This window comes from Shewanella surugensis (genome assembly GCF_023284005.1).
In the GTDB taxonomy this organism is placed as follows: Bacteria; Pseudomonadota; Gammaproteobacteria; order Enterobacterales; family Shewanellaceae; genus Shewanella; species Shewanella surugensis.
In genome coordinates this window covers 1-12,942 of the sequence record NZ_JAKIKS010000035.1, presented here as the reverse complement: position 1 = coordinate 12,942, position 12,942 = coordinate 1, and the positions used below count along the sequence as shown (strand labels likewise).

Sequence of the window (12,942 nt, the reverse complement as noted above, 5' to 3'; positions counted from 1 at the left end):
GCTGCACAAATAGCAATGAATGATGTTTAAAAGTTGCAGGGGCGATGAGAGATAAGTCTTGCTCAGTGCTTCCCCCCCATCCAGTAAGATAGGGCAGGATGGGGGGGAGGCACTGATTATGGCATGATCTGAACGGGTGACCATTTATCCCACTGAGGATCTTTTTTGTCATGGATGATGAAACTGTCACCATTTTTTAAAGTGTTTTCTACAATTGTCGTGTCTTTTGTGACCACACCAATTCCGCCAGCCAATATGGTTTCTAAAGAACCCGTATCGACTTGTGCGCCAGAAAAGAGACCAACATTGACTTTTATACCGGATAGATCCCAAAATTGGCTGGAGTTATTGACTAAATAGCGATATTGAGGATCCACATGGGCATTGAGTGTCACAAAAGTGCCCTGACCCGATAGAGAATAACGATCGATTAGACCAATTTGTATTCCTCGAAAGAATAAAGGCGTGCCGACTTTAAAGGAATCGAGTTGTGCTCTTGTTAGTGTGAATTGTAACGCGTTGGGTTTGATGTCTGCTTGAGCATGCAATGTGCCAGAAAATTGGGTCGAAGAGACTTGGCTTAGGCCTGGGCTCACCTTAATATATGCACCTGTTAATAGTGTTTCTGGTGCTTTTATGCCTGTTAAGTCAATTTGAGCATTCACTAAGGAGTATTGAGCATCGGTGCGTAGAAACGGGGCGGCATATTCACCATATAGATAGGCCGTTGCAGTCAGGCTCTTGAGATCGGTATTGAGACTGACACTTTCGACTTCACCAATCTGATAACCTAAATAACGAATGGCGGCTTTTGCTTTGAGCTTGGCTTCAGCGGGAAAGTTTAATGTAATGGCTTGTGCTTGAGACAAGGCTAGCTTTTTAGTGGCATATAATAGTGCAGGGTTGCTTGTTTGATTTTGTTCAAGTAATCCTAGGGCGATACTGCCCCGTAAGGCGCCTTTGAGTGGGGCTATATTGACTTCTAATCCACTTAAGCTGGCATCGAATGATATCGCGCTATTTTGCCAAAAGACGGTTCGGTTATTAATTAAGCTTTTAAATTGTCTTTGAATGTTCAGCTTGACGGTAAAAGACTGCTTCTGTTCTGACCAAATGACCTGATTGACTCTGCCAATTTGCATTTTTTTGTAGTAAATAGGAGAGCCCGTCGATAAGCCCGCACCATCTTGGCTTTGAAGCGATAATTTAAGGGTGTTTTTTTGCGCAAAAAAATCTTCGGCAACGGCAGTGGAAGCAAATAAGGATAAATTAGCATTATTCTTAACTTGTGTGCGGGTGTCGCCTTGGATCAAGCTTATCGCTCCTTTAATGAAAGTATTTAAATCGCGGGTTTTCACTTTGACTTGATCTAACGTGGCATTGATTGAGACTGCGGATTCTGAAATAAAATAACTTCTTTGAGTGATGAGTGAAGTAAATTCAGGGTAAATGGTGAGTTGATAGTCCACTTGGGTTAACTTGTCATTTAGTTTAACAGAGGTAATTTCCCCTATTTTTATTTGCTTATATCTGACTTCAGCGCCAACGGAAAGATCGGGATTAGTGCTTGAATTAAGTGTTAGGTGTAAAGTGTTTTTTTGATTTTCCGGTGCCTTATCTTGTAATTTATATTCACTGCTTGCAGGCCCCGTTCCCGCTTTAAAATTGATGACATTACCCGTAATTAAACGCTCGGGATGCTGTATGCCCGATAATGATATTTTCGCACCTGCAACCCAGAATTGGGCCGTTTGTGTAAGGAGCTCTTGATAGTCATTATCCAGTTTTGCCATCATGCTTACCCCTTTTGAGGTGAGCTCTATATGGGTGACTTGACCAATTTGTAATCCTCTAAAAACGATGTTAGTTCCTTCATTGATACCATAAGTGTTCTCAGCTTTTAAGATAAATGAAACGCCTTCTAAGGCATCATGTTTACTGGAATATAAGGTGAAGCTGTCATTGGCTACGGCAGTTTGGGCGTTGGTATTGGAATTAAAGCTGATGCCGCCCGCTAAGATTGCGGCGAGGCTTTCCACATTGATTTGCAGCTTGGATAAAGACGCATTAATATTCAGGCCGGAGACATTCCAAAATTGAGAATCTATTTTGACCAGATGAGCATATTGTTGACGAATAAAGATCGTTAATTGGATATTATCATCTTTGTTAAGTTTATAAGCGACCACTTGACCGACAGGGACTTGACGAAAATAAATAGGCGAGCCGACTTCCAGTGAGCCTAATTTAGCGGTGTTCAGTTTAAGAATGATCCCTTCGCTGCCTGCTTGCATGACAGGCGCATTGGTTTCGGCTTTGAAACTGGTTTTTAAACTCCCAGTACCCGGTAGCATGCCGATATAATTACCCGAAAAAATAGCATCTAAACCTTGTACGCCCATAATGGATGCCTTTGGTTTTACAAGCCAAAATTGAGTGTTGGCACGTAAAAAAGGCTCTGCGCGTGAGTCCATTAATACATCAACATTGACACCACTTAAGTTTTTATCAATGTTAATATCAACGACTTTTCCCATATTGAGTCCTTGATAACGGACTAAGGTTTTACCGACATCCATACCACTGGCATTCGGAAAGTGGATCCTGACGGTAATACCCGAGCCTCGAATACTTTGTATCCCTAACCATGCCGCTAAAATGAGTGCTACGGCAGGTAGCAGCCAAATGGGGGAGAAAAGCTTTTTCTTTACAATTTTAGGGTGTTCTATTTGTGTCATCGTTAGTGTCCAGTCGATCCCAAAGTAAACGAGTGTCTAATACTTTAGCGGCAGTTTGTGTTAATAATATCACCAAGGCGAAGGCGGTTGCAGCGGGGGCGGGTTGTGCATCGAGCAGTTGCCCCATATTGACCAAAGCCACCGTTAATGAAATAACGAAAAGATCCAACATGGACCAACGACCAATGGTTTCAATAATATGAAAACCTAGCATGAGTTTTTTCTTGGATAAAGGCAGGTTGAAAGTGATGGCACTCAGATAAAGGGTAAGGCCAATAATTTTTAACCAGGGGACTAATATACTCGCCGTAAAAACGATGATTGCGATAGGTAGCATCCCAGTTTGTACGAGATGAATGATCCCCGAAAAAATCGTATCGTAGCGAATATTACCTTGCTTGGTTAGCATGGTGATAGGGTAGATATTCGCTGGAATAAGTAAAATCGCGGCAGTGATCACCAAGGCCCAACTTTTTTGCAGACTCAAGGTATCCCTAACGCGTAAGGCGCTGTCGCAGCGTTGGCAGATCTCTTCCGTTAAAGAGGTGATTTGTTTACAGGTCGGACAGGCGGTTAATTGTATATCTTTCCCTTGAAGCTGGAGATCAGTGTCTTGCATCTAATAGGCTCCACATGTGTTCGAGGTCGTATTCTCTGAGTAAAAACAAAGTGGAGATAAAGAGCATAGTGAAACAAAATGTGCCCATTCCAAAGGTAATAGAAGCAAAGTCAGAAAGCTGAAATGCTGAAACGAGGAAGCTAATAACATAGATTTCTAACATAGATAATTGCGTTAATAATGTGTGTAACATCAACAATTTTTTGAGTATCTTTCGATGAAAAGATGAATGTAATCGATGTTTTACGATAATGATTTGACTCAGTATTGACAGTAATAATAAGCCTGGAGCGAATACGGCGGCTGTCATCACAGCTAACCCCACGATCCAATAACCTTGATGGCCGACCGCCAATGCCCCTTCGAAAACGGTGGTGGTTCGAATACTGCCGAGAAAATGCAATTCAAGCATCGGTAATAAGTGGGCTGGCGTGAAAAAAATGAGTGCGGTAATACATAAGGCTAACATGCCATTAAGCGAGCAGTAGGGCGTATGGTAAAGCGGAGAATGGCAACGTGGGCATAATGCTCTGACACCGGAAGGTAGTGCGCGTTTTCTTATGGCTAAGTCACAAGAGTGGCATAACACGATACTCTCATTCACGGCTTGTGATCCCATAATGTACTTAACCTGCGTTATTTTGATTGATGAAGACAAAAAAGCGAACAGAACTCTTTTTATACGGTGCTATTTTTATACGGCGTTATTTCAACGGAACTGCTTTATATGAATAATACCGCTACTCTTGATTATCGCTTTTGAGAATGATTTATACATCAGTGAGTAAGGATATTAGATTATATACCCAAAATACTGGAAAAGGCGAGTTTACCGATTGAGGTAGGAGGACTTTGAAAAGCCTTGTCGTATTTAAGGGGGTTGAAACTAAAGCGGCCAGATAACACCTGCATCTATTTGATAATGACTTGCATATTGGGTGAGATATGTCAAAATGGACACTGTATATAAAAACAGTATGGAGTAACTTATGGCCGTTATCACACAATTTGTTGTGGTTAGAGAAGGGGTAGAAAAAATGACATTTACATCAAAGAAAGATGCGGATGCCTATGACAAAATGCTGGATATCGCTGATAACCTTCAGCCGCTGTTAGCCGAAGCAGCGCTGGATATTGATGATGCTACCTGCGAAAGTCTCAGTTTTTATCTTGCTAAGCATAGAGATGAGTTTATGAAAGTACTTAAAGGCGGTTCGAGTACAAAAGAAGAACCTGTGACGGTAAAGTCTCCTGGCACTAAAAAAAGAACGATGAAAAAGGCCTCTGAAGAAGTGGCTTGAATTGCCTGATCCTCAGCTCAATAAGCTTTGGATGTTATTATGTTAGGCTTATACCCAAGCCATCCGCTACTAAGAAGACCGTCAGGTCGTTCACTTAAATCCATGTGATCACGACATTTTATACCCAAGCCAGCTGAATCCTGCATCTTCAAGTGGCTTGGAAATATACTTAAGTTTTATCATTTTCTTGGTTTATTTTAAAATAAATGCTGAATTTTCCCTCGTTAAATCTGGGGGAGCTGTTTTGTTGTATCAGGTTTGTTTGTGACTTGCGTATGGCTTCGGGATGATAAGTATTGGCTATACTGTTTTTCACGGTTAAACTAACCGTTATATTGATTATTTTGACTTATCGCTACAGTGTCTGGTGCTTATAAAGTGTTTCATTAATCGCCAGAGATAAGGTGAAATTTCGAAGAGGGTCAATCTCAATGTCACAATTAGGCATGGGGCTGTCATAGAAAAGTCACTAGGATTTCAATATAGTTGTTTGTTAGACTGCCGAGCTGGTAGAATGCATCATTATTTTTTGGCTTTGATACTAATCGCTTTAGCGTATTAGAATGGGCTAGTTAGGAAGTTGGATGAGTGTTGAAGATTATGATGTACTCGATCGTCAAGTTCAGGCGCTATTTGCTGGAGAAGACGATTTAGTGTGTGCAATGGCGAATTTTTCGGCTTTGCTGAACGAAAGTATGAGTGATATTAATTGGGTTGGTTTTTATTTGATGAAAAACGAGCAATTAGTGTTAGGTCCTTTTCAGGGGAAGGTGGCTTGTACACGTATTCCTCTCGATAAAGGTGTTTGTGGTGCTGCTGTGAGTTTACATAAAACTCAGCGAATAGATGATGTACATCAATTTAAAGGGCATATTGCCTGTGATGCAGCCAGCAATTCTGAATTGGTGATCCCGCTTTGCCGTGATGGAAGCGTTATTGGTGTGTTAGATATCGATAGTGCTTCGTTAGCAAGATTCACTAAAAACGATCAAATTGGCCTTGAAGCTGTGGTTAAAAGCTTCGAAAGTTGCTTATTTGGTTAAATGCTCGTCTATTATGGGTAATAGATGGTCGCATTCATGGCTACTGTGCTTATAATAGGCGGTTTGATAAATTACAAAACTCAAGTAGGCTATTTTACTTGTTGGAATGAATGCTTGGCGTTTATTCTTTGTAATTGCTAAGGTATGTCTGTAGGAAAAACGTTAAAAATAAAAATGATTGTCAATTTATGCTTTATTTTTACGTGGATTCAGATAAATATAAACGACACTTAAAACTTATATACGATTATATGGTTTTTTAATGTGCCCTTTTTTAAAACTGTGGAAGTAATGATGGAATCAACAGAAAAGTTGACCGACACCAACGCAATTCTTGCGTATTTGTATGAAACATTTCCTTTATGCTTTATAGCTGAAGGTGAAACTAAGCCATTAAAGATTGGATTGTTTCAGGATTTGGCTGAAAGGTTATCTGATGATTCTAAAGTCAGTAAAACTCAATTGAGAATAGCATTACGTCGCTATACCAGTAGCTGGCGTTATTTGAAATGTATTAAGGTTGGAGTCCAACGTATTGATTTAGAAGGACAAAGTTGTGGTGAATTAGATAAAGAGCATATTGAGCATGCTCAAACCACATTGAAAGCGAGTCAAGAAAAGGCCAAAGAAAAGCGATTAGCTCAAGCGGCTAAAAATGCTGAGAAAGCGCCTAAAGTCAACAAAAAACCTGTTAAGAAAACCGCGCCGAAGCGTGCTCCTGCCGCTAAAGCAAGCAAGCCTGAAAAGAAACCTGCACCTAAGATTGAACTTGTACCCGCTGTGCTTACTGAATTAAAGCAAAATCAACGTGTTAATGTTAAGCTTGGGAAGTCTCCTATCGCTGGCATTATTTTGGATATCAAAAAAGAAGATGTGAGCGTTCAGTTAGATTCAGGTGTGACGGTAAAAGTTCGAGCTGAACATATAATGCTGTAATGGCGAAATAGTAAAGGAGTAACTTGTTGATGCGAAAACTCATTCTGGCTGCAACAGTCGTCAGTATTTTTGTAGGATTTTCTGCCTGGGCCGTTAGCCCTTCAATCCCCTTCAGCGAGTTACCCGCTTTAAAGCAGGAGCCTCAGCATAAGGTTGCAAGTAAGCGAGTAACGGATTTGTTTAATCGTTCTCACTATCGTCGATTTGTTCTCGATGATGCATTTTCTGAGCAAGTTTTCGATAGCTACCTTAAACAACTTGATTACCGTCGAAATGTATTGCTGCAATCTGATATTGATGGCTTTCAAGTTTATGCGAAAAAATTTGATACTATGTTAGAAACAGGCGATTTGAAACCTGCTTATAACATGTTTCAAATCACCGAAAAGCGACGTTATGAGCGTTTTGCCTATGCGTTGTCTTTACTCGATAAAAAAATGAATTTCGATGTGGCTGGCGATAACTATCAATTTGATAGAGAAGATGCGCCTTGGCCAAAAACAGAAGCTGAGCTCAATGAGCTGTGGCGTGAACGTGTCAAATACGATGCGTTGAATTTAAAATTAGCAGGTAAAACGTGGGAAGAAATTGTCTCGGTGTTGACCAAACGCTATAACAATGCGATTAAACGTTTAAGCCAAACAAACAGCGAAGATGTGTTTCAAGCCGTGATGAACGCCTTTGCTCGAACCGTAGAGCCCCATACCAGTTATCTTTCTCCTCGTAATGCTGAGCGTTTCCAAATGGAAATGAACTTAAGCCTTGAAGGGATTGGAGCGGTTCTGCAAATGGATAATGATTATACCGTTATTAAGAGTTTAGTGGCCGGTGGCCCTGCGGCCAGTAGCGATAAACTCGCCCCTGAAGATAAAATTGTGGGTGTGGCGCAAGACGGCAAAGAAATGGTTGATGTGATCGGCTGGCGTCTTGATGATGTGGTTGAGCTGATTAAAGGGCCTAAAGGCAGTAAAGTGACTTTAGAGATTTCACCCAAAAAAGGTGGCTCATCTGCTAAGACATTCAATGTTACCATTACTCGCGATAAAATTCGTTTAGAAGATCGTGCCGCAAGTTCTAAAGTAATTGAACCTGAAGAAGGGGTCTACGCTGGACGTAAAGTGGGCGTGATTAAAATTCCAGGTTTTTACATGGGATTGTCAAAAGACGTATCAAAAGAGTTGGCTTCGTTAAAAGAAAGCAAAGTAGATGGCATTATCATCGATTTGCGTGGTAATGGGGGCGGGGCGTTAACTGAAGCATCACTTTTAACGGGCCTGTTTATTGATCAAGGCCCCGTTGTTCAAATTCGAGATGCGAATGGTCGTGTAACACAAAACCGTGATAATGACGGTAAAACTGCTTACGCTGGTCCGTTAACTGTGATGGTGGATCGTTACAGTGCATCAGCATCAGAGATTTTTGCCGCGGCGTTGCAAGATTACGACAGAGCCTTAATTGTGGGCGAGTCAACCTACGGTAAAGGAACGGTACAGCAACATAAAAGCTTAGGGCGTATTTATGATTTATATGATAAGCCGCTGGGTCATGTTCAATACACCATTGCTAAGTTTTATCGTATTAACGGTGGCAGTACTCAATTGAAAGGGGTCACGCCTGATATTAAATTCCCCAGTGCATTAGAGCCGGGTGAATACGGTGAAGCTGAGTCTAAAAATGCGCTGCCTTGGGATAAGGTTCCCGTGGCTAAGTACAAAACGGTTGATGATATTAATCCTGGAATAATTGCTCAGCTTGATCAAAATTATGAACAACGCATTAAGACCGATGTTGAATTTGGCTATATTAATAGCGATATTACTGAATTTAAGAAACATCATGATGAAAAAAGCGTTTCTTTAGTTGAAAGTGAACGTTTAGCTGAACGTGAAACCAACGATAAGAAGCAACTCGATCGCGTTAATGAACGCCGCGTTAAAGCGGGCCTTGCGAAAGTGAAGTCGCTTGATGATGTTGACGATAAAGTGGAGCCTGTGGATGCGTTTCTTAACGAAACGGTTTACATTACATTGGATTTAGCGACAGCGGAAAAGTAAGCTAAAGCGCAGTAATTACCGTTGATTTTAAATAAAAAACGCGCCTATGGCGCGTTTTTTTTATGTATATCGTAATAAAACAGATTAAATTAATAAAAAGGGAAAGCTGAGTATGTCTCAATTGGAAGCTAAATACTTAAAAGATTATCAGGCCCCATTATTTACCATTAGTCATTTAGATTTAGTGGTCAATTTAGCTGGGGCTGACACGCAAGTGACTGCAACGAGTCAAGTCTTAAGGCAAGGTCAACATCAACAGGCATTAGTGTTAGATGGAGACGATATTAATCTCAAGTCCGTTAAAGTGAATGGTGAGGAAGTCGATTATCAAACGATTGATGGCCAACTCTCTGTGGATAGCACACTTGATGCGTTCGAATTAGAAGTGGTGACTCAGCTGGATCCTGAGGCTAATTTAAGTTTAGAAGGGCTTTACATGTCAGATGGGGCTTATTGTACCCAATGTGAAGCCGAAGGCTTTAGACGTGTCACTTATTTTCTTGATAGACCCGATGTGTTAGCCATTTATACCGTGACCATTACAGCACCCAAGCAAGGCTTTCCTTATCTTTTAAGTAACGGTAATCTCGTTGAGCAAGGTGAGGTAGATGCCTTGCATCATTATGTGAAATGGCACGATCCTTTTCCTAAGCCTGCTTATTTATTTGCGCTTGTTGCAGGGGATTTTGATCTTTTAGAAGATAAATATCAAACCATGAGTGGTCGTCAGGTTAAATTACAAGTGTTTGTTGATAAAGGTAATCGTCATAAAGCGCAGCATGCTATTGCCTCATTGAAAAAGTCGATGGCTTGGGATGAGTCTCGATTTAATCTCGAGTACGATCTTGATATCTATATGATCGTTGCTGTTGATTTTTTCAATATGGGGGCAATGGAGAACAAAGGCCTTAATGTGTTTAATACTAAATATGTATTAGCCGATAAGCGCACGGCAACCGATGATGATTATCATGGTATTGAATCGGTTGTAGGTCATGAATATTTTCATAACTGGACGGGCAATAGGGTGACTTGCCGAGATTGGTTTCAGCTCAGTTTAAAAGAAGGCTTAACCGTTTTTCGTGACCAAGAGTTCAGTTCCGATCTTGGTTCGCGTGCGGTTAACCGTATTCATGCGATTCGGGTGATGAAAAATCAGCAGTTTGCTGAAGATGCCGGTCCAATGGCCCATCCTATTCGCCCCGCTTCGGTAATCGAAATGAATAATTTCTATACGGTGACCGTTTATAATAAAGGGGCGGAGGTGATCCGCATGATCCACACTTTACTGGGAGAGAGCCGTTTTCAAGCGGGGATGGCGTTGTATATTGAGCGTCATGACGGTCAAGCGGTCACATGTGATGATTTTGTTGGTGCCATGGAGTCTGCATCCCATGTTGATTTAAGCCAATTTAGACGTTGGTACCGTCAAGCGGGCACGCCAGTGGTGACAGTGACAGAAGACTATGATCCAGCGACAGGGTGTTATCAGTTAACGCTTGCTCAAATGACGCCACAAACGCCAGATAAGCTCGATAAACGGCCCTTACACATTCCGTTTGACATTGAGCTGTTGAGTGCTGATGGTGAGGCGATTTTATCGCAAGTGCTTGATGTGAAAGAGTCCACGCAAACGTTTATTTTTGATGGCCTTTCTCATCAACCAGTGGCGTCATTACTGCAAAACTTTTCAGCACCCGTGCGGTTAAAGTTTGATTATAGTATTGAGCAACTGGTGCATATTATGGCGTTTGCGACCAGTGAAGTTGCCCGTTGGGAAGCTTCAGTGAATTTATTCAGTCATGCCATTTGGGAGAATGTGGCTCATTTACACTCAGGGACAGCCATGATGCTGGATCCTCGCATTATTGATGCGTTTAAGGGTGTTATTTTGAATGCAGCACTCGACAAGGCGTTAGTCGCAGAAATTTTAACCTTACCGAGTCTTTCTGCGTTAATTGAACAAGTTGAACAAGTTGATTTAGATAAATTAGCAGTGGCAAGAGAGTTTGCAATAGCGCAAATTGCCCAGTTTTGTGAAGATGAGCTGTTAGTGCGTTTTAGAGAGCTTGAATCGATGGATGATGCGGGAGCGCGAGCCTTTAAAAATAAATGTTTAGCGTTACTCATTCAAAGTAATGATCTGTATCAAGACATAGCGGCTGCGCAATTTAATCAAGCCGATAATATGACCAACAGCTTAGGGGCATTATTGGCGCTCAATGGTGAAGCATCTGATGTTCGTCAACGCTTAATGACAGCGTTTGAGCAAGAATGGATTGATACGCCTCTGGTGATGGATAAGTGGTTTAGTTTACAAGCTGCTTTGAATGATAAAGACTGTATTGCGCATTTAACGGTATTGCTTGAGCATCAAGCATTTAGCCTATCGAACCCCAATCGTGTTCGTTCGTTAATTGGTATGTTTGCCAGTGGTAATGTGGAACAGTTTCATCGAGTAGACGGTAAAGGCTATCAATTTATTACCGATATCTTAGTTAAGCTCAATAGTGTTAATCCACAAGTGGCTGCAAGGATCATCACGCCGCTTATTCAGTTTAAAAAGTTTGATGTTGAGCGTCAACGTTTGATGAAAGCGTCACTGCAGCAATTGCTTGATTTACCGGATCTGTCTAAAGACTTGTTTGAGAAAGTGTCTAAGGCATTAGAAATGGCGTAACGTTTACTGCATGGACCTCTAATAAGAGTGAATACTCAGGCTTTCCTTCTGTTAGGAAAGCCTTTTTTATCGTCAATTAGGCCGATAAGCAGAAATCAACGTTTGTGGTTAACGCTATTTTGGCTTAAACTTTAAATCTTAGTTGTAACAGGATGTTAAGTTTATTATGGACAATATTTTAGTTTACTCAGACAGTCTCACGTGGGGGATTATCCCGAATACTCGTAAACGCTTATCTTTTGATGAACGTTGGCCAGGTGTCATGGAAAACCTGTTGTTGGAGAAAGGTAAATCGGTGCGCGTGATTGAAAACTGTTTAAATGGCCGCCGCACTGTGTGGAACGATCCTTTTAGACCGGGCCGAGATGGTTCACAAGGCTTAGCTCAAGTGATCGAAATGCATTCGCCATTGAAGTTGGTGATCCTTATGCTTGGGATCAATGATTTTCAGTGTACTCATAACATCAGTGTTGCTTTGTCTGGTCAAGGTCTGGTGAAGCTGATTAATATTATCCGTCAGGCTCAAGTTGAACCGGGTATGCCGATCCCTGAGATCATGGTGGTGGCTCCGCCTCATTTAAAAAAAGCGCGGGGGGTGATTGCTTATAAACTGGAGGGGGCTGAGCTTCGAAGCCAAGGTTTATCCGCTGAATATGCCATTATTGCACAGGCTTATCAAACGTTATATTTTGATGCAGCGTCAGTGGTTGAGACGAGTGCCATTGATGGTATTCATTTGGATAAAGGGCAACATGCCATTTTAGGTAAGGTGTTGGCAAACCGAGTATCTGCGACTGTGTTGGCTAAATAATACATTAAAATCTGAAAATGATTATGTTAATGGGGTTATGGAGATCTCTTTATTGATCTCCAATTCAGTCGACATCGACAATACAAGCATATTGTTTACATTATCGACTTAAAAAGTAATATTGATTTTTAGTTACGTGACTTGATTATTACCTCTTTCATTTTCTTGTTCGTTTTCGTGCTCGTTGTCATGTTGGTTTTCATCTTCGTTGCCATGACCGTATTCATATTCATCTCGGTACTTCTTTTCATAGAGGTTCTCATTTTCTTCGTTTGCGAGTCGAATCGAGATGCTGTGATGATGAATAGAATGGTTTTTATTGGGTAAAAAAGACAGAATATTAGCTTCTTGGTTGTCATTGATGACTAAGGCGGAGTATGAGGAGTGGCGTTGACCGCAAATCCATAACTGAGTAACATATTTTCTTTAAATTCAAGATCCTTCTCCTTTTAAAATGTATCCATGTATTCTTGAGTCAGTTCATATTGATTTGAGCCATGTTCATTTATTCATTTTAGACTACTTCTCTTTGTTAATCGGGGGTGGGGGGGTGGCGGATTTATTTTTATCGTATTGTTAATATTCCCCGAGTTTATGTTCCAAATGAAATGGCTATGTTCTGTTGATCTGGAGGTTACTTGATGTAAAACGTAACCGTCCGAGCAAGTACATCTTCAACCGTGTTCATCGATCCCTTATGTTAACCCCTGACTATGATATCAGGAGTTAATATGACTAAGCGTTCTCATGAAGAGTGGGT

General features: G+C 41.1%; 9 protein-coding genes. 6 read left to right on the top strand and 3 right to left on the bottom strand.

Annotated elements, in window-relative coordinates; genetic code table 11:
* Window positions 1-116 precede the first annotated feature (116 nt).
* Genes L2764_RS10705 through L2764_RS10695 form a run of 3 tightly spaced genes read right to left on the bottom strand, consistent with a single transcriptional unit; the run spans window position 117 to window position 3,976 of the window.
* Window positions 117-2,738, bottom strand: coding sequence for an MlaD family protein (locus tag L2764_RS10705; protein ID WP_248940208.1), 2,622 nt, complete (start codon window positions 2,736-2,738; stop codon window positions 117-119).
* Complete coding sequence (locus L2764_RS10700; RefSeq protein ID WP_248940207.1) at window positions 2,716-3,357, bottom strand: paraquat-inducible protein A; 642 nt, start codon at window positions 3,355-3,357, stop codon at window positions 2,716-2,718. Before L2764_RS10700 ends, L2764_RS10705 begins: the two co-directional genes overlap by 23 nt.
* Window positions 3,344-3,976 carry a paraquat-inducible protein A gene (locus tag L2764_RS10695; RefSeq protein ID WP_248940206.1) on the bottom strand — a complete coding sequence of 211 codons (633 nt, stop codon included), beginning with the start codon at window positions 3,974-3,976 and terminating at the stop codon, window positions 3,344-3,346. The genes L2764_RS10700 and L2764_RS10695 overlap by 14 nt, the downstream gene beginning before the upstream one ends.
* Window positions 3,977-4,346: 370 nt before the next feature.
* Between L2764_RS10695 and L2764_RS10690 the strand changes: the two genes are divergently transcribed.
* From L2764_RS10690 to L2764_RS10665, 6 genes are all read left to right on the top strand, one after another.
* Window positions 4,347-4,658, top strand: coding sequence for a YebG family protein (locus tag L2764_RS10690; protein ID WP_248940205.1), 312 nt, complete (start codon window positions 4,347-4,349; stop codon window positions 4,656-4,658).
* A gap of 584 nt (window positions 4,659-5,242) precedes the next feature.
* Window positions 5,243-5,701, top strand: a complete 459-nt coding sequence (gene msrC, locus L2764_RS10685; protein WP_248940204.1) for a free L-methionine (R)-S-oxide reductase MsrC — start codon at window positions 5,243-5,245, stop codon at window positions 5,699-5,701.
* A gap of 294 nt (window positions 5,702-5,995) precedes the next feature.
* Window positions 5,996-6,637: an RNA chaperone ProQ gene (proQ, locus tag L2764_RS10680; RefSeq protein ID WP_248940233.1), complete on the top strand. Its 642-nt coding sequence runs from the start codon at window positions 5,996-5,998 to the stop codon at window positions 6,635-6,637.
* Window positions 6,638-6,666: 29 nt separating this feature from the next.
* Window positions 6,667-8,691 (top strand): carboxy terminal-processing peptidase, encoded by a 2,025-nt coding sequence (gene prc / locus L2764_RS10675; RefSeq protein WP_248940203.1) that lies wholly within the window; start codon window positions 6,667-6,669, stop codon window positions 8,689-8,691.
* Between the two features lie 112 nt (window positions 8,692-8,803).
* Complete coding sequence (gene pepN / locus L2764_RS10670) at window positions 8,804-11,371, top strand: aminopeptidase N (protein WP_248940202.1); 2,568 nt, start codon at window positions 8,804-8,806, stop codon at window positions 11,369-11,371.
* A 166-nt stretch (window positions 11,372-11,537) separates the two neighbouring features.
* Window positions 11,538-12,182, top strand: coding sequence for an SGNH/GDSL hydrolase family protein (locus tag L2764_RS10665; protein ID WP_248940201.1), 645 nt, complete (start codon window positions 11,538-11,540; stop codon window positions 12,180-12,182).
* The last annotated feature ends 760 nt before the right edge of the window (window positions 12,183-12,942 follow it).

Bases quoted from the DNA above. Each gene is read 5' to 3' on its own strand.
- prc (WP_248940203.1), top strand. From the start codon at position 6,667: ATGCGAAAACTCATTCTGGCTGCAACAGTCGTCAGTATTTTTGTAGGA.
- L2764_RS10705 (WP_248940208.1), bottom strand. From the start codon at position 2,738: ATGACACAAATAGAACACCCTAAAATTGTAAAGAAAAAGCTTTTCTCC.
- L2764_RS10690 (WP_248940205.1), top strand. From the start codon at position 4,347: ATGGCCGTTATCACACAATTTGTTGTGGTTAGAGAAGGGGTAGAAAAA.
- L2764_RS10700 (WP_248940207.1), bottom strand. From the start codon at position 3,357: ATGCAAGACACTGATCTCCAGCTTCAAGGGAAAGATATACAATTAACC.
- L2764_RS10695 (WP_248940206.1), bottom strand. From the start codon at position 3,976: ATGGGATCACAAGCCGTGAATGAGAGTATCGTGTTATGCCACTCTTGT.
- proQ (WP_248940233.1), top strand. From the start codon at position 5,996: ATGGAATCAACAGAAAAGTTGACCGACACCAACGCAATTCTTGCGTAT.
- pepN (WP_248940202.1), top strand. From the start codon at position 8,804: ATGTCTCAATTGGAAGCTAAATACTTAAAAGATTATCAGGCCCCATTA.
- msrC (WP_248940204.1), top strand. From the start codon at position 5,243: ATGAGTGTTGAAGATTATGATGTACTCGATCGTCAAGTTCAGGCGCTA.
- L2764_RS10665 (WP_248940201.1), top strand. From the start codon at position 11,538: ATGGACAATATTTTAGTTTACTCAGACAGTCTCACGTGGGGGATTATC.